Below are 16,228 nucleotides of genomic sequence, written 5' to 3'. Positions count from 1 at the left end.
CCGGTGGCTCCAGCGGCCATGTGCGGCGGTGCCTGGTACAGCCGTTGCGAACACCGAGCGCAGCCACCGCCTGGTGTGCAGCAACAACCTCAGGAGCAAAACAATGGGTGTTTCCGAAAATCCGGTCTGGCTCGACAGCAGCCTCACCTCCGGCAAAGCCTTCGACGGCACATGGTCCACCACGCTCACCGGCGTGCGCGACGTGAAGGAGCCGGCCACTGGCCAGGTGCTCTCGCAAGTGGGCATTGCCAGCGCAGCCGACATGCGCGCCGCCATCGACCGCGCCCACGCCGCCCAGCCGGCCTGGGCCGCCATGGGCCCGCGCGAACGCTCGGCCGTGTTCCACCGCGCTGCCGCGATCTTCCAGCAGCACTTCGCCGAGCTGGCCATGACCGTCACCCGTGAAACCGGCGGCATCCTGCCCAAGGGTCAGCACGAGGTGAACGAGTCCATCACGCTGTGCCACCTCGCCGCCGGCTTGCCGATGCAGGCGCAGGGCCAGGTGCTGCCCAGCGGGCCCGGCCGGCTGTCGTTTGCGCGGCGCGTGCCGCACGGCGTGGTGGGCGTGATCTCGCCGTTCAACTTCCCGCTGATCCTGAGCCTGCGCGCCGTGGCCCCGGCGCTGGCGCTGGGCAATGCGGTGGTGCTCAAGCCCGACACGCGCACCCCGGTGAGCGGCGGCTTCATCATCGCCCGCGTGTTCGAAGAAGCCGGCCTGCCCAAGGGTGTGCTGCAGGTGCTGCCGGGCGACGCCGAAGCCGGCGAGGCGCTGGTGGTCGACCCGCGCGTGCCCATGATCGCTTTCACCGGCTCGCCCGCCGTGGGCCGCCGCATCGGCGCGCTGGCCGGTGAACACCTGAAGAAGGTGTCGCTGGAGCTGGGCGGCGCCAACAACCTGATCGTGCTGGAAGACGCCGACCTCGACGCCGCCGCCAGTGCCGCCGCGTTCGGCGCCTGGTTCCACCAGGGCCAGATTTGCATGGCCTCCAACCGCATCCTGGTGCACGAGTCCATCGCCGAAGGCTTCAAGGCGCGCATGGTCGGCAAGGCCACGCACCTGCCGGTGGGCGACGGCGCCAGCGGTCAGGTGGCCCTGGGCCCAATGATCGACGCCAAGCAACTGAAGCATTTTGATGACGTCATTCAAGACAGCATCAAACAGGGCGCCGTGCTCGAAGCCGGCGGCACCTACGAGGGCCTTTGCTACAAGCCGACCGTGCTCTCGGGCGTGAAGCCCGGCATCCGCTCGTTCGACGAAGAGCCCTTCGGCCCGGTGGTCAACCTGGTCACGTTCAGCACCGACGACGAGGCCGTGCAACTGGCCAACACCAGCCAGGGTGGCCTGGCCGCTGCGGTGATCAGCCCCTCGATCGGTCGCGCCCTGGCCATCGGCCAGCGCCTGCGCGCCGGCATGGTCCACATCAACGACCAGACCGTTTGCGACGAGTGCACCAACCCCTTCGGCGGCCCCGGTATCGGTGGCAACGGCGGCAGCGTGGGCGGCCCGGCCGACATCGACGAGTACACGCAGTGGCAGTGGATCACCGTGAAGAACGCCCCTCCACCCTTCCCGTTCTGAAGCCCCGCTATCCACCCAAAACGAGGAGACAAAGATGAACAAAACACAATCGAACCTTGGCCGCCGCGAGGTGCTGCGCGCTGGTGTGGCCACCGCCGCTGGCGCGGCGCTGCCCATGCTGGCACGCGCCCAGAGCGACACGCTGCGCATCGGCGTGGTCAGCCCCACCTCGGGCCCGCTGGGCATCTTTGGCGAGGGCGACGGCCATGTGCTGGAGCTGGTGCGCAAGAACGTGGCCAGCGGCATCGACGCTGGCGGCAAGCGCCTCAAGGTGGAGTTCATCCACAAGGACACGCAGTCCAACCCGGTGCGTGCCGCGCAGGTGGCCAAGGAGCTGATCAACAGCGACAAGGTCGACCTGGTGCTCTCCACCTCCACGCCCGAGACGGTGAACCCGGTGGCCGACGCCTGCGAGGCCGCGGGCATTCCGGCGCTGTCCACCACCTCGCCGTGGGAGGCGTTCTACTTCGGTCGCGGCGCCAAGCCGGGCGAGCCTTCGCCGTTCAAGTGGACCTACCACTTCTCGTTCGGTGTGGGCAACTTCGCCAAGCTCTACACCGACCAGTGGAGCAAGGTCGCCACCAACAAGAAGGTGGGCATGTTGCTGCCGGCCGATGCCGACGGCAACGCGATCCGTGGCCTGCTGATCCCGGCGCTGCAGAAGGCCGGCTTCACGATGGTGGATGCCGGCCCGTACCAGAACGGCGTGGCCGACTTCTCGGCACAGATCGCGCTGTTCAAGAAGGAAGGCGTGGAGATCTTCAACACCTTCCCCTTCCCGCCCGACTTCGCGGTGTTCTGGCGCCAGGCGGCGCAGCGCGGCCTGGCGCAGCAAATGAAGATCGTGCAACTGGCCAAGGCCGGCCTGTTCGCCGCCGAGATGGACGCGCTGGGCACGCTGGGCCACGGCCTGCACGCCGGGGCCTACTGGCACCGCAGCTTCCCGTTCCAGTCGTCGGCCACCGGCCTGTCGTGTGCGCAGCTGGCAGACAGCTATGAGAAGGCCAGCGGCAAAGCCTGGAACCAGCAGCTCGGCGCCACCGCCTCGCTGTTCGACGCCGCGCTGGCCGCCGTGCGCGCCTGCCCCAACCCCAAGGACCGCGCGGCGATGGCGAAGTCGCTGTCCACGCTGAAAACCGAGACCGCCGTGGGCCTGGTGGACTTCACCGCCGGCCCCGTGCCCAACTGCACCCCCACCGGTCTGGTCGGCGTGCAGTGGGTGCGCGCCAAGCCGGGCTCGAAAGCGAAGTTCGACATCGAGATCGTCTCCAACGCGGACCACCCGCGTGTGGCGGTGACTTCACAGATGAAGGCTTACGCGATGGGCAAGGGCTGACGGGTTGGTCGGGGGCGATTCAACGTAATGTGTTCCCTGACTTTCTCCTTCCCCCGCTGGGGGAAGGCTGGGATGGGGGCATGCACGCGGACGTGCTTGCCAATGGCCAGTTTTGTAGAGCGGCAACGGCCCCCATCCCCACCTTCCCCCAGAGGGGGAAGGAGTCAAGACAGATCTCGCTGAATCGCAGCTTCATCGCTCGACTGTTTCCGCCCGCGCGGATGGCTGAGGGTGGCCTATGGGCCGCGCGGGCATTTTTCTCCTCCGGTTTTGTTTCTTCGTTCCTCTTCCTGAAAGCCATCATGGATCTCTTGAGCGGTAAAGGCATCGTCAAGCGCTTCGGCAGCCTGGCTGTGCTGCGCGGGGTGGACATCACCATCCGGCGCGGTGAGGCGCTGGGCGTGGTGGGGCCCAATGGGGCGGGCAAGACCACGCTGTTTGGCGTGCTGGCGGGCACGCTGCCGGCCAGCGAAGGCCAGGTGTTTTTTGAAGGCCAGGACATCAGCGCCTGGCCCGCGGCCACGCGCTGCCGCCACGGCATTGCGCGCACCCACCAGGTGCCGCGTCCCTTCCTGGGCATGTCGGTGCTGGAGAACACGCTGGTGGCTGCGCAGCACGGCGCCGGCATGCGCGGTGCGGCGGCGCTGAAACAGGCGCAAGACGCGCTGGACCGCGTGGGCCTGGGCGCGTTGGCGGCGAGGCCCACCGCCACGCTGGGCCTGCTGGATCGCAAGCGCCTGGAACTCGCGCGCACCCTGGCCACGCAGCCCACCGTGCTGCTGCTCGACGAGATCGGCGGCGGGCTCACCGAAGGCGAGCTGCACCAGCTCGTGGACCTCATCGGCACGCTGCGCGACGACGGTCTGACCATCGTCTGGATCGAACACGTGCTGCACGCGCTGCTGCGTGTGATCGACCGCCTGGTCTGCATGGACGCGGGGGCCGTGCTGGCCGAGGGCACGCCCCACGAGGTGATGGCCAACCCGCTGGTGATGAGCGCCTACCTTGGGGGCGTCGCAGCATGAGCGCAGACCTGCTCGAAGTCCAAGGCCTGCGCGCGGCGCACGGCCAGCTGGTCGCCGTGCGCGACCTGCATTTTTCCATCGCACGCGGCGAGGTGGTGGCCCTGATCGGCGCCAACGGCGCGGGCAAGACCACGCTGCTGCGCTGCCTGGCGGGCGTGCACCCCAGCGCGGCGGGGCGAGTGACCCTCGATGGCACGGACATCACCGCGCTGCTGGCCCACCAGCGCGTGCGCCGCGGCCTGGCCATGGTGCCCGAGGGCCGTCGCCTGTTTGACGACATGAGCGTGCGCGAAAACCTGCGCGTGGCGGGCGACAACGGCCGGCCCGGTGACTGGACATTGCCCAAGGTGCTGGAGGCGCTGCCCGCGCTGCCACCCATCATCGACCGCCCCGCTGGCGCGCTCTCCGGTGGCCAGCGCCAGGCCGCCGCCATTGGCCGCGCGCTCATGACCAACCCCGACGTGCTGCTGCTCGACGAGGTGTCGCTGGGCCTGTCGCCGCTGGCGGTGGAAGAGGTCTACCGCAACCTCGCCCACCTGCGCGAGGTCGGCCGCACCAGCCTGCTGCTGGTGGAGCAGGACCTGTCACGCGCCATGGCCTTTGCCGACCGCGTGCTGTGCCTGCGCGAGGGCCGCATCGTGCTGCAAGGCCCTGCGACATCGCTCACCCGCGAAGCCGTCACGGCGGCTTATTTCGGCGTTGAAGCAGGCGCCGAAGCAAGCGCTCAGGCCGAGCGCCCCATGGAGACACACGCATGACCGAAGCCCTGATCCAGGGTCTGCTGCTGGGGGGCTTCTACGCCATCCTCGCGGCCGGCCTGTCCCTGATGTTTGGCGTCATGCGCATCATCAACCTCGCGCACGGTGACCTGGCCATCGTGGGCGCCTTCGGCGTGATCGCACTCACCGAGCGTTTCGGCCTCTCGCCCTGGCTGGCGCTGGCCCTGGTGCTGCCGGTGATGGGATTGATCGGTATCGCGCTGCAGCGCTGGCTGTTTGCGCGCACGCTGCGCGCCGGCATCCTGCTGCCGCTGCTGGTCACCTTCGGCCTGAGCGCGGTGCTGCAGAACACGCTGTACGGCGTGTTCGGCTCCGAGGCCCGCTCGCTGGGCAGCGCGCTGGGCGACCTGGCCTGGGCCAGCTGGGAGCTGCCGGGCGGCATCGTCGTGGGCCAGCTGCCGGTGATCACCTTCGTGATCGCGGTGGCCGTGCTGGGCGCGTTGCAACTGCTGCTCAGCCACACCGCCCTGGGCCGCGCCATCCGCGCCGCCGCCAGCGACCCCGAGGCCGCCGCGCTGTGCGGTGTGGACGCGCGGCGCGTGCACCGCGCAGCCGCAGCCATCGCGGTGGCGTTGGCCGGCCTGGCCGGTGCGGCGCTGGCCATGCAGGCCACGGTGGAACCCTATGGCGGGCCGACCTTGCTGATCCAGGCCTTCGAGGCGGTGGTCATCGGCGGCATCGGTTCTTTGTGGGGCACGCTGCTCGGCGGCGTGTTGCTGGGCGTGGCGCAGAGCCTGGGCGCGCTGTGGGCGCCGCAGGGCTTTCAGCTCGCCGGCCACCTGCTGTTCCTGGCCGTGCTGGGCGCGCGCCTGTGGCGCAACCACCGCCACCAGCTGGGCCGCCCCGCGCTGCCGGGCTGGCGCCTCCCGCGCACACGAAAGGTGGCACGCGCATGAACGCAAAAAAACACATCGGATTGGCGCTCGCCGCCGTGCTGCTGCTGGCCTGCGTGCCGGCCTTCGCGGGCGCCTCGGTGGTGGACAAGCTCACCACGCTCCTCATCTACATGCTGCTGGCCACCACCTGGAACCTGATGGCCGGTTACGCGGGCCTGGTGTCGGTGGGCCAACAGGCCTTCTTCGGCCTCGGCGGCTACCTGGCGCTGCGCCTGGTGGACGGCGGCCTGCCGGCCTACCCGGCGCTGCTGGCCGGTGCGCTGGGCGCGGCGCTGCTGGCCTGGCTGCTGTCGTTCTACGTGCTGCGCCTGAAGGACGGCGAGTTCGCCATCGGCACCTGGGTGGTGGCCGAGGTGATCCGCATCCTGGTGATGCTGGACCCGCTGATCCAGGGCGAAACCGGCACCTCGCTGATCGCGCTCAACGCGGTGGAGCCCGAACTGCGCCGCAGCATCGGCTACTGGTTCGCGCTGGCCGCGCTGGCCGGCATGGCGCTGGCCATGGCGGTGCTGCTGCGCAGCCACGTGGGCACCGCGGCCAAGGCCATCGGTGACGACGACGAGGCCGCCGCCTCGCTGGGCGTGCGCGTGCTGCGCACCCGGCAGGCGATCTACGTGCTGGCCGCCTTCGGCGCGGCCCTGGCCGGTGTGGCCTGGCTGGCCAGCGCCATCACCTTCCTGCCACGCACCAACTTCGGCGTGCAGTGGTCGGTGCTGATGCTGTTCATGGTGCTGGTGGGTGGTCTGCGCAGCGGGCCCGGCCCCTACATCGGCGCGCTGCTGCTGTTTGCACTGCAAGAAGTCATGGGCGACTTCGGCGCCTGGTACCTCGCCGGCCTGGGCGCGGCCGCCGCCGGCTGTGCGCTGTTCCTGCCGCAAGGGCTGTGGGGCGCGCTGAGCCCCCGCTTGTCACGGCTCTTCACCCGGCCTCACGTTTCTTCTTCCCTCTCCACCCCCCAAGAAAGGACTGCTCCATGAACCTCCAAGGAAAAACCATCGTCGTCACGGGCTGCGGCTCGGGCATCGGTTCGGACTTCGCCAAGCTCGCCCGCCTGCAGGGCGCGCGCGTGATCGGCGTGGACCGCAACGACCCCATGCTCACGCTGGACGGTTTCGTGAAGATCGACCTGGGCAACCCCGCCGCCATCGACGCCGCCATGGCCCAGTTGCCCGCGCACATCGACGCGCTGGCCAACATCGCCGGCGTGCCCGGCACGGCGCCCGCCGAGCTGGTGGGCCAGGTCAATTACCTGGGCCTGCGCCACTTCACGCAGCGCGTGATGGAGCGCATGGGCGAAGGCGGCTCGGTGGTCAACATCGCGTCCATCCTGGGCGCCGAATGGCCCGCCCGTCTGGAACCGCACCGCGAACTGGGCGCCACCGCCAGCTTCGAGGCCGGCGCCGCCTGGCTCGCAAAACACCCGGTGCCGCAGGAGACCTGCTACCAGTACTTCAAGGAAGCGCTGATCGTCTGGACCTACACCCAGTCGCAGAAGCAGTTCCTGGAGCGCGGCATTCGCATGAACTGCGTCGCGCCCGGCCCGGTGTTCACGCCCATCCTGGGCGACTTCGTGCAGATGCTGGGCAACGAGCGCGTGGAAAAAGACGCCCACCGCATGAAGCGCCCCGCCTTCAGCGACGAGGTGGCGCCGGTGATCGCCTTCCTGTGCAGCGACGCATCGCGCTGGGTCAGCGGCATCAACCTGCCGGTCGACGGCGGCCTGGCCTCCACCTACATCTGAGCGGAGACCGGCGTGCTGTCGCTCAACCCCGGATGTTTCCCATGGCGGTCGGTGGCCGGCGCGGTGCTGGCCGCTGCCTGTGCCACGACCGCCCTCGCCCAGAGCGAGCGAACCATCCGCGTGGGCGCGGTCAGCGCGCTGACCGCGCAGATCGGTTTTCCCGAGTCGTCCCGGGCCGCCGCGCGCTACTTTGACGCCGTCAATGCCGCCGGTGGCGTGAACGGGCGCCGCATCGAATACGTGTCGCTGGACGAAGGCCCCAACCCACAGACCGCGGCCAGCGCCGCCAGAAAGCTGGCCGCCGATCCCGAGGTGGTCGCGCTGGTGGGTGGCTCGGGCCTGCTCGACTGCGCCGTCAACGCCGCCACCTACGCGGCGGCGGGCCTGATGTCGCTGCAAGGGGCCTCGGTGGCGCCTGAGTGTTTCGCCGCCTCGCACATCGTGCCCATGAACAACGGGCCTTACCTGGGCCTGGAAAATGCCGTCGCCTTCGCGGTCGAGCACCTCAAGCACCGGCAGGTTTGCCTGACCGTTCTCGATCTGCCCGGCATGGCCACCGGCTACCGCCGTTCGCTGGACCGCCTCAAAGCGCCCTTGAAGTCGGCGCTGGCCGATGTGAGCTTCATCCGGCTGGACGCGGACTTTGCCGCCGCCATCCGTGCGCACCTGGCCCGAGGCTGCGGTGCCGTGGTCTTCACCGGCCACGAGCCGACTGTGCTGCGCTGGCTCGACGAGGCGCAGAAGCAGGGCATGGGGAACATCGACTGGATCTTTCTCACAACGGCCTACACCGACCGGGTGGCCAACGCAATCCGTTCACCGCAGGCGCGCGTGCATGCGATGGCGGAGTTCGAGCCCTGGCAAAGCGCCTCGTTGGCGATGCTGGACTGGAAGCGCGTCATGCGCGAAAGCGGTCTGCCGCTGAGCGCCTTGTCGCAAGGTGGCTATGTGTCGGCGCAGGTGTTCGTGCGCGTGGCCCGCCAGATCCAGGGGCCGATCACCCGCGCGACCTTCGCCCAGGCCTTGCGCGACTTGCCGGCGACCGACCTCTCGTTTCTGGGCATGCCGTTTCAGGTCGGGCAGGCACAGGCCCATGCCCCCAACCGTTCCAGCTTGCCCGTCACCTGGCGCAACGGGCTCTGGAAGATCGCGTCCCCGGTCTGGATACAGGCGCCGCCACTGACCTCGGACAAGCCCTGAGCCGTCCCTGAACCATCACTGTTTTTTTCAACCACCAAGAGGAGATTTCATGAAACACACTCAGCTTTTTCTGGGCGCCGCCCTGCTCACCGCCGCCTCGGCTTCGTTCGCCACCGAAGGCGGCGGATCGACCTATCCGGTCGGTGCCGAGAACCACCTGGCGGGCGCCGCACCGCCACCCGGTGTCTATGTGCTGGAGTACGTCAACGTCTACAGCGCCGATCGCCTGAACGATGGTCAAGGCAACGCCGTGCCCATCCCCGGCTTCAAGGTCAATGCCGTCGCAGCGGCCACCCGCATCGCCTGGGTGACGAACACCCCGGTGCTGGGCGGGCAGTTGGTGGCCCACGCCATCCTGCCGCTGGTCAAGGTCAAGGTCAGCGCCGCCGGGCAGTCGTCGTCAAGCTCGGGTCTGGGCGACGTGAGCCTGGGCACCGGCGTGGCCTGGCACCACTCGCCCCAGTTGCACAGCGTGGCGGCGCTGGACATCGTGTTGCCGGTGGGCCGCTACGATGCCGCGCGACCCGTCAACGTGGGGCGCAACTACGCGTCGGTCCAGCCCGCCTACCTGGTCTCGTGGATCGATCCGAACGGGTTGAATGCCGACGCCAAGATCGGCCTGAACCTGAACCGCACCAACAAGGACACGGGCTACCGCTCGGGCAACGAGCTGAACATCGACTACGCCCTGGGCTGGGGGCTGGGCAACGGCTGGGTGGTGGGCGTCGGCGGCAACGTCTACCAGCAACTGTCCGAAGACAAGGCCCAGGGACAGTCGGTGCCCGGCTCCAAGGGGCGCGCCTACTCCGCCGGCCCGAACCTGAAATACGACAGCGGCAAGGGCTGGTTCATCACCGCCAAGCTGGCCAAGGAGTTCAGCGTCCGCTCGCGCAGCGAGGGCACGCAGTTCTGGATCAAAACCACCATCCCGTTCTGAAGGCGTCACCATGACCGATTCATTCTTTGTGATCAAGGGTGTCCGAATCCGCTACCGGGACAGTGGCGGCCAGGGGCCAGCGGTGCTGATGACACACGGCATCGGCGAGTCGCTGGAGTTCTGGCACCGGCAGTTCGACGACCTGGCCCCGTCCCTGCGCCTGATCGCCTGGGACATGCCGGGGCATGGCTTGTCGGATGAGTCCGCCGACGCCATGAGCCTGGAAGGGCAGGCCGGCGTGGCCTGGCAGCTCCTGGACCAACTGGGGGTTGAGCGGGTGCACCTGGTGGGCAACTCGCTCGGCGCGGCCATGTCCTTGCGCATGGCCGACCAGATGCCCGCCCGCGTCGGCTCTCTGGTGCTGGCCAACTCGGCCGCGTTGGGCCCCGAAGTGTTCGGCGCCTTCAAGCTGATGACTCTGCGCTGGCTGGGTGAGCTCATGAACAAGCCCGGCCCCACAGCGGTGGCGCAACAGATCAAGGCCATCGTCCTGCGGCCCGATGCGATCACGCCACAGGTGCGCACCGCCATCGAGCGCAATGTGCGAAGACCCGGCGCGGCGGCCCACTTTCTGAAGCAGCTTCGCGGGATGACCACGCTGCGCGGCCAGCGCGAGGCGGTGTGGACGCGGTCCCATCAGATCCTGAAAGGCCTGAAGGTGCCGACGCGCATCGTTCACGGTGAGCAGGATGTGGTGTTGCCGATCGCCCACTCCGTCACCGCGCATGGCCTGTGCAGCGGTTCGGAGCTGGTGCGGCTGCAGGACTGCGGGCACACCCCCCAACTCGAACAACCCAAGGTGTTCAACGCGCTGCTGCGCAAGTGGCTTCTGTAAACCACGAGACGTCTTGGCCTCGCGCCGGTGGGTGGCACCCACCTGCCGGTCAGCGGCCTCGCTTCCACCCCCATCTGACACAGGAGACACCATGACCGTCACCACCACGCTCCCACGCACGCCCATGGACCCCGGCCTGGCCGGTTTTCTGGCCCAGGCCGCCGCGCAGGGCAACCCGCCGCTGGAATCGCTGCCGCCCGAGATCGGGCGCCAGATCTACCGCGACCTGGCCGCCGGTCTGGGCCTGCCGCCGCCAGCGGTAGCCACAGAAGACCGCAGCATTGCGGGCCCCGGTGGGCCGCTCAAGTTGCGCATCTACCACCCCGATGCCACCGGGCCGCTGCCCGCGCTGTTCTATGTGCACGGCGGCGGTTTCGTGATCGGTGACCTGGAGACCCACGACGCGGTGTGCCGCACCCTGTGCCACGGCGTGGGTGCCGTGGTGGTGGCGGTGGACTACCGGCTTGCGCCCGAGCACCCGTTTCCTGCCGCCCTGGACGACGTGGTCTGCGTGCTGCAATGGCTGGCCGCGCATGCCAAAGAACTGCGCGCCGACCCGTCGCGCATCGCGCTGGCGGGCGACAGCGCGGGGGCCCAGCTGGCCACCACCGCCTGCCTGCGCACGGCCGGTGCGATCAAGCCACGCGCCCTGGGCCTGATCTACCCAGTGGCACAGCATTACAGCGAGCCCAGCGCCTCGATGGCCGAGAACGGCGAGGGCAAGTTCCTCACCTTCGGCGTCATGCAATGGTTCATCGACAGCTACCTGGGAGGCCGCAGCGAGCTCACCCGGCACCCGGACTTCGCCTTGTTGAGCGCGCCCACGCTGGCCACGCTGCCGCCAAGCTGGGTCGCCACCATGGGCCACGACCCGCTGCGCGATGACGGGCACGCGCTGGCGCAACGCATCGAACAGGCGGGCGTCGCCACCGAGCACCGCCACTACCCGAGCGCCATCCACGCCTGCATCCACTTCACGGCGGTGTCGCCGGTGGGCGCCGAGGTGGTGGCCGACCTCGCCGGATGGCTTCGCGCGCGGCTGGCCTGACACCCCAGGGGCTTGCGGCGCAGGTACGGTTGGTCTTGAAGAGGGCTTGAATCGGAAAAACAAACCGGAAGAACCACTTTCGCCTTATGGTTGTTAAGAATAAGTGGTCCATGCCGAGGATGAGAGCGGTCAGAAGGGAGAGGAAAGCACTAAGCTGGCACCTGAGCCGCATGCGGCTGAGCGCCACTTCCCGAAAACACCTCCACCGGCACCTTGTCCATCCGATCCATGCCCCAGGAATCCCACTCCGAACAGATCGCCCTCTGGAAACCGACCCTTCTCGGCAACGCCTGGTACGCCAGTTGCCCAGAGGTGCTGCAGGACGCGTTGCTCCGGCACGGCCACCTGCGCGACGCCGCCGCCGGCAGCGCGGTGTTCGAGCACGGAGCGACCGACCTGACGCTCTATTGCGTGCTGAGCGGCCAGGTACAGGCGTACCACCCCGACCCCTCGGACGTCATTTCCCCGCTGGGCATGCTGCAGCCCTCGCACTGGTTCGGTGAAATGTCGTTCATCGACGCGCACCCCCGCTCACACACGGCCGTGGCCCACGAGCAGGCCCTGTTGCTATGTGTCGCCCGCGCGGACCTGCTGCCGTTTCTGGATCAGCACCCCGGGTGCTGGCGCGACATCGCCTGCTTGGCCGTGAGCAAGCTGCGCAGTGTCTACCAGTTGATCCCGGCGAACGTGCCGTTGCCGGCCAGAACCCGCCTGCTCAAGCGGCTCTGGCTGGTCGCCCACAGCCACGGCTTCAAGGACGACGCACCCCGAACCCGGTTGCGCCTGTCTCAGGATCGGTTGGCGTCCACGCTGGGCGTCACCCGGCAGACCACCAACAAGGCGCTGCGCGAGCTGGAGCTGCAGGGTCTGGTCAAGCGGCACTACGGCGAGGTGGAGCTGCTCAACCTGCCGGAGTGGCAGCAGGCGATGCTGGAGGAGTGAGGGAGAGGCCTCCAGCCATCCGTGGCGAGGCCATCCCACAAGGCGTTGGCTTCAACCGGGACACCACCCGGCCAAAGCACCCGAGTCACAGCCGATCAGGCCGCTCGTTGAGCACGCACCAGTACAGCTCGATCTGCTCGGCCACTTCCATGAACTTGCTGAAGCTCACCGGTTTTTCGATGTAGGAGTTGACGCCGAGGTCGTAGGCGACCTTGAGGTCCTTGTCTTCCCGAGACGAGGTCAGCACCACCACCGGAATGCGGCGAAAGCGCTCGTGCGCCTTGAGCTGGCGCAGCACCTCCAGCCCGTTGATCTTGGGCAGGTTGATGTCGAGCAGGATCACCGCCGGCAAGGCTTCACCTGCCTCCCAGCGAGGCATGAAGGCCAGCGCCTCTTCGCCATCGCGCGCCACCTGCACGTGGTTGGAGAACTTTCTTTTGCTGAACGCACGCAGCGTCAGGTCCAGATCCATCGGGTTGTCCTCGACCAGCAGGATCGGGGGAAGGTTCACAGCAGAGCTCATTCGGGAAACTCCAGGAAAAACGTGGCGCCCTCGCCAAGGGTGCTCTCACCCCAGACCCGACCGCCCATGCGGTGCACCGCCTTGGCCACCAGCGCCAAGCCCACGCCCGTACCGGGAAAGTCTTCTGCCCGGTGCAGCCGCTGGAAAATGCCGAACATGCGATCGTGGTATTTCATGTCGAAACCCACGCCGTTGTCGCGAACCCACAGGATACGCCGGCCAGCCTCGCTGCGGGTGCCGATCACCACCATGGGTGGCGTTCTGCCACGGCTGAACTTGAGCGCGTTGCCGATCAGGTTGCGCAACACCACGGCGATGCCTTCGCGGTCCAGCGGCAGGGTGAAGGACTCCATGTCCAGCTGCAAGCGCACACCGTCGCGCCGGATGTCGGCCTCGTGGCTCTCCAAGATCTGCTGCACCAGCGGCAGCAGCGCCACCGGCTCCAGCGCCATGTCGCGACGCTCCATGCGCGAGTACTCGAGCAGGTCGGAGATCAACGCCCCCATCCGCTGCACGCCCTGGCGAATGCGGTGCACAAACTGGCGTCCCTCCTCGTCCAGCCGTGGGCCGTATTCGTCCACCAGCAGCTGGCTGTAGCCATCGATGCCGCGCAGCGGGGCCTTGAGGTCGTGCGACACGGAATAGGAAAACGCCTCAAGCTCCTGGTTGGCCTGACTCAGCTGCTCGGTGCGCTCGGCCACGCGGCGCTCCAGCTCCTGGTTCAGGTGCTTGAGCCGCTCTTCGGCCTGCAGGGTGTCGGTGACGTCGAGCAGGGTCCCGATGTAACGCGGCCCACGGCCCTCGGCTTCACCCGAGATGCGGTGCACCGTGCGGCGCAGCCAACGCACCGGCCCCCAGGCCGGGTCGGTGCGAAACAGCAGTTCGCCCACTTCCTCGGCGTTGCGAATGCGCTGCATGTCGTCCACCACCATGGCCCGGTCCTCGGGGTGGATGCGGGCCAGGTATTCCGCGTCGCTGGGCGGGCGTTCCGATGGGTCGAGACCGACGTTGCGAAACAGTTGGGCCGAAATCGTCAGGTGCTGAGTGTCCACCTCGATCGCCCAGCTGCCCAGCTTGACCAGCGCCTCCGCCTGTTCGAGCATTTCCTTGTATGCCTGCAAGGCACTCGCGGCCTCCCGGCGTTCGGTCACGTCCATGGTGGTGCCATAGAGGCGCAGGGGCACGCCGTCGGCATCACATGCCAGACGGGCGTGCAGCTCGACATGGCGCAGGCCAGCGGGTGTGACGATGCGGTGCTCCATCACCCGCAGCTCGCCGGGCTCGCCTGCGGCATGCTGCTGCATGTGCTCACGCACCCGCTGCAGGTCGCCCGGGTGGACGCGGCGCATGAACAGGGCTTCCCCCGGTTCGTCATTGGCGGGGTCGTAGCCCAGCAAACGGAACATGGCATCGGACCAGATCACCTTGTGCTCCCTGAGGTCCACGCTCCAGTTGCCCAAGCGGGCCACCTCCTGCGCTTCGGTCAGCAGGGTCTCCTTCTCCTGCAGGGCCTGCTGGGCGAGGGTGATGTCGGTCACATCGAGCACCATGCCCACCGAGCCCACCGGTCGCCCGTCTCGCCACCGGATCTCGCCTTTGGCACGCAGGTGTTTGATGCGGTCACCGGGCAGGCAGATGCGGTAACTGGTGTCGTACACCGAGCCCTGTCGGATTGAGGCCCGGTAGGCCGCGTGCACCCTTTCGCGGTCGTCGGGGTGAACGATGGCGAGAAAGTTCTCGTAGGTCGGCTCGAAGCGCTCGGCATCGGTTTCGAGGATGCGGTAGATCTCATCCGACCAGACCGTCTCGCTCGCCTCCATGTCAAACGCCCAGCTGCCCATGCGCCCGATGCGCTGCGCCTCACGGAGTTGCTGTTCGCTGCTCAGCCGCGCGGCCTCGGCCTGTTTGCGCTCGGTCACGTCCTGGATGGTGGCGAACAGCTGCTTAACCTGTCCCACCTCGTCATGGGAGGCACGCACGTCGATCTCGGCGTGCACGAACCGCCCGTCCTTGCGCACAAAGCGCTTGGCCATGCGGTAGCCGCTGCGCCGGCCAGCGATGAGTTCGTCGAACAGCGCCACGTTGCGCTCGCGGTCGCCGGGCGGCGTCATCTCGGCCCAGGTCATGTGCAGCAGTTCTTCGCGCGAATAGCCGAGGATCTCGCACAGCCGGTCGTTCACCTGCAGCCAGCGCTTGTCGGTGGGTGACGAGACGGCCATGCCCAGGAAAGGCAGCTCGTAGAACATGTGCAAGCGCTCGGCCTGCTCGCGTTGCGCCTGTTCGGCCGCTTTCTGTGCCGTGGTGTCCAGCAGGATGCCGCTGATGGACACCACCTCATGGCCTGCGCCCCGGGTCAGCGAGGTCCGGTCGTCCACCCAGGCCCAGCCGCCGTCCGCGCGGCGGATGCGGTATTCCTGCCGGTACTCGTCTGGCCCCTGCACCAGGTAGGTCGCGACTTCGGCGTTGACGCGCTGCACGTCGTCGGGGTGAAACAGGTCGTTGTAGATCAGTTTGCCGTCGAGGAAATCGGCCGGGCGATAGCCCCACTGCGCCACCGATTTGCTCACGTAGCTCACGGGCCAGCCCGGCTGGTTGCGCCACTCGATCACCACCAGTGGCGAGCGGTTGACCAGCTCGTTCATGTGCAGCGCCAGGGCACGGTCCGCCTGCAGTTGCTCGGCCATGCGGTCGGCGGCCTTGCCGATCAGCGCCAGCTCGTCGCGGCCACCCAGCCCAGTGCGCACCGCCAGATCGCCCTCCCCCATGGCCTTGAGTGCTCGGGCCAGCCGGTGGGCACGCCGGAACCACAACAGGTGCAAGAGCAGCGCCAGGGCACCGGTGACGAGCAGCGCGGCGGTGGCCTCGCGGGCCACTTCTCGCTGCACGCTGGTCCGGCGCAGGGCCAGCGCATGGCTGAAGTCAACGAGCACCCCCAGCCGATGGCCGTCCAGCAGCGGCACCAGGCCGGTCAGCAGCGGCTGCCCCGCCACCCGCTCGACCGCAATGGCCCATGGCAGTGGCCGGGTGAGCAGGGGCTCCATCCAGGCCCGAACCGCGGTGTCCTGCATCACGAGAGGGACGGACCGCCCCAGGTCCAGGCGCGACAACGAGGCCAGCACCGCCGACCCGGGACCTGTGAGGTAGGCGTGATCAAGCCCGTCGTGCAAGCCCAGCGTGCCCACCGTGCGGCGCAACCACAGCGCATCGGTGTCACCCAGCCGCACATCGATGCGGGCTTGTTCAATGTTCAGCCGGTCGCGCAGCCGCATGACCTCCAGCTGCTCGACCTCGACATCGATGTCCGCCATCCGATCCTGGTAACGCAGTCCGATGCCCAGCAAGGCCAGCGCGAAGAGCAGCAAAGGCAACAGGTGGCGACCCGACATG

General features: G+C 68.3%; 14 protein-coding genes. 12 read left to right on the top strand and 2 right to left on the bottom strand.

The window, feature by feature from the left end; translation table 11 throughout:
• The first annotated feature begins 103 nt into the window (after positions 1 to 103).
• From B0E41_RS21350 to B0E41_RS21295, 12 genes are all read left to right on the top strand, one after another.
• Entirely contained in the window at positions 104 to 1,579 is a 1,476-nt protein-coding gene (locus B0E41_RS21350) for a benzaldehyde dehydrogenase (protein ID WP_077334243.1), read from the top strand.
• A 34-nt stretch (positions 1,580 to 1,613) separates the two neighbouring features.
• Positions 1,614 to 2,915, top strand: coding sequence for an ABC transporter substrate-binding protein (locus B0E41_RS21345; RefSeq protein ID WP_077334241.1), 1,302 nt, complete (start codon positions 1,614 to 1,616; stop codon positions 2,913 to 2,915).
• 302 nt (positions 2,916 to 3,217) lie between these two features.
• Positions 3,218 to 3,940: an ABC transporter ATP-binding protein gene (locus B0E41_RS21340; RefSeq protein ID WP_077334239.1), complete on the top strand. Its 723-nt coding sequence runs from the start codon at positions 3,218 to 3,220 to the stop codon at positions 3,938 to 3,940.
• Positions 3,937 to 4,698, top strand: a complete 762-nt coding sequence (locus B0E41_RS21335) for an ABC transporter ATP-binding protein (RefSeq protein ID WP_077334237.1) — start codon at positions 3,937 to 3,939, stop codon at positions 4,696 to 4,698. The genes B0E41_RS21340 and B0E41_RS21335 overlap by 4 nt, the downstream gene beginning before the upstream one ends.
• Positions 4,695 to 5,615, top strand: a complete 921-nt coding sequence (locus B0E41_RS21330; RefSeq protein WP_077334235.1) for a branched-chain amino acid ABC transporter permease — start codon at positions 4,695 to 4,697, stop codon at positions 5,613 to 5,615. Before B0E41_RS21335 ends, B0E41_RS21330 begins: the two co-directional genes overlap by 4 nt.
• Positions 5,612 to 6,592 carry a branched-chain amino acid ABC transporter permease gene (locus tag B0E41_RS21325; RefSeq protein WP_077334233.1) on the top strand — a complete coding sequence of 327 codons (981 nt, stop codon included), beginning with the start codon at positions 5,612 to 5,614 and terminating at the stop codon, positions 6,590 to 6,592. The genes B0E41_RS21330 and B0E41_RS21325 overlap by 4 nt, the downstream gene beginning before the upstream one ends.
• Positions 6,589 to 7,356: a coniferyl-alcohol dehydrogenase gene (locus B0E41_RS21320; protein ID WP_077334231.1), complete on the top strand. Its 768-nt coding sequence runs from the start codon at positions 6,589 to 6,591 to the stop codon at positions 7,354 to 7,356. The genes B0E41_RS21325 and B0E41_RS21320 overlap by 4 nt, the downstream gene beginning before the upstream one ends.
• Positions 7,357 to 7,368: 12 nt before the next feature.
• Positions 7,369 to 8,556: an ABC transporter substrate-binding protein gene (locus tag B0E41_RS21315; RefSeq protein ID WP_077334229.1), complete on the top strand. Its 1,188-nt coding sequence runs from the start codon at positions 7,369 to 7,371 to the stop codon at positions 8,554 to 8,556.
• A gap of 49 nt (positions 8,557 to 8,605) precedes the next feature.
• Positions 8,606 to 9,493 (top strand): transporter, encoded by an 888-nt coding sequence (locus B0E41_RS21310; RefSeq protein WP_077334227.1) that lies wholly within the window; start codon positions 8,606 to 8,608, stop codon positions 9,491 to 9,493.
• 10 nt (positions 9,494 to 9,503) lie between these two features.
• Positions 9,504 to 10,328, top strand: coding sequence for an alpha/beta fold hydrolase (locus tag B0E41_RS21305; protein ID WP_077334225.1), 825 nt, complete (start codon positions 9,504 to 9,506; stop codon positions 10,326 to 10,328).
• Positions 10,329 to 10,419: 91 nt separating this feature from the next.
• Entirely contained in the window at positions 10,420 to 11,376 is a 957-nt protein-coding gene (locus B0E41_RS21300; protein WP_077334223.1) for an alpha/beta hydrolase, read from the top strand.
• Positions 11,377 to 11,604: 228 nt separating this feature from the next.
• Complete coding sequence (locus tag B0E41_RS21295; protein ID WP_077334221.1) at positions 11,605 to 12,318, top strand: Crp/Fnr family transcriptional regulator; 714 nt, start codon at positions 11,605 to 11,607, stop codon at positions 12,316 to 12,318.
• Positions 12,319 to 12,403: 85 nt separating this feature from the next.
• Here B0E41_RS21295 and B0E41_RS21290 read toward each other — a convergent pair whose 3' ends face one another.
• Positions 12,404 to 12,841: a response regulator gene (locus B0E41_RS21290; protein WP_077334219.1), complete on the bottom strand. Its 438-nt coding sequence runs from the start codon at positions 12,839 to 12,841 to the stop codon at positions 12,404 to 12,406.
• On the bottom strand, positions 12,838 to 16,228 hold a 3,391-nt coding region (locus B0E41_RS21285), incomplete at its 5' end, for a HAMP domain-containing histidine kinase (protein ID WP_077334217.1). The genes B0E41_RS21285 and B0E41_RS21290, both read right to left, overlap by 4 nt.

Origin of the sequence: Hydrogenophaga sp. A37 (assembly GCF_002001205.1) — a bacterium.
Lineage (GTDB): Bacteria > Pseudomonadota > Gammaproteobacteria > Burkholderiales > Burkholderiaceae_C > Hydrogenophaga.
The sequence above is the reverse complement of the archived record's forward strand: the minus strand, read 5'-3'. Positions and strand labels throughout refer to the sequence as shown.

Coding starts and splice junctions, on each gene's coding strand:
- B0E41_RS21350 (WP_077334243.1), top strand. CDS start 104: ATGGGTGTTTCCGAAAATCCGGTCTGGCTCGACAGCAGCCTCACCTCC.
- B0E41_RS21345 (WP_077334241.1), top strand. CDS start 1,614: ATGAACAAAACACAATCGAACCTTGGCCGCCGCGAGGTGCTGCGCGCT.
- B0E41_RS21340 (WP_077334239.1), top strand. CDS start 3,218: ATGGATCTCTTGAGCGGTAAAGGCATCGTCAAGCGCTTCGGCAGCCTG.
- B0E41_RS21335 (WP_077334237.1), top strand. CDS start 3,937: ATGAGCGCAGACCTGCTCGAAGTCCAAGGCCTGCGCGCGGCGCACGGC.
- B0E41_RS21330 (WP_077334235.1), top strand. CDS start 4,695: ATGACCGAAGCCCTGATCCAGGGTCTGCTGCTGGGGGGCTTCTACGCC.
- B0E41_RS21325 (WP_077334233.1), top strand. CDS start 5,612: ATGAACGCAAAAAAACACATCGGATTGGCGCTCGCCGCCGTGCTGCTG.
- B0E41_RS21320 (WP_077334231.1), top strand. CDS start 6,589: ATGAACCTCCAAGGAAAAACCATCGTCGTCACGGGCTGCGGCTCGGGC.
- B0E41_RS21310 (WP_077334227.1), top strand. CDS start 8,606: ATGAAACACACTCAGCTTTTTCTGGGCGCCGCCCTGCTCACCGCCGCC.
- B0E41_RS21305 (WP_077334225.1), top strand. CDS start 9,504: ATGACCGATTCATTCTTTGTGATCAAGGGTGTCCGAATCCGCTACCGG.
- B0E41_RS21300 (WP_077334223.1), top strand. CDS start 10,420: ATGACCGTCACCACCACGCTCCCACGCACGCCCATGGACCCCGGCCTG.
- B0E41_RS21295 (WP_077334221.1), top strand. CDS start 11,605: ATGCCCCAGGAATCCCACTCCGAACAGATCGCCCTCTGGAAACCGACC.
- B0E41_RS21290 (WP_077334219.1), bottom strand. CDS start 12,841: ATGAGCTCTGCTGTGAACCTTCCCCCGATCCTGCTGGTCGAGGACAAC.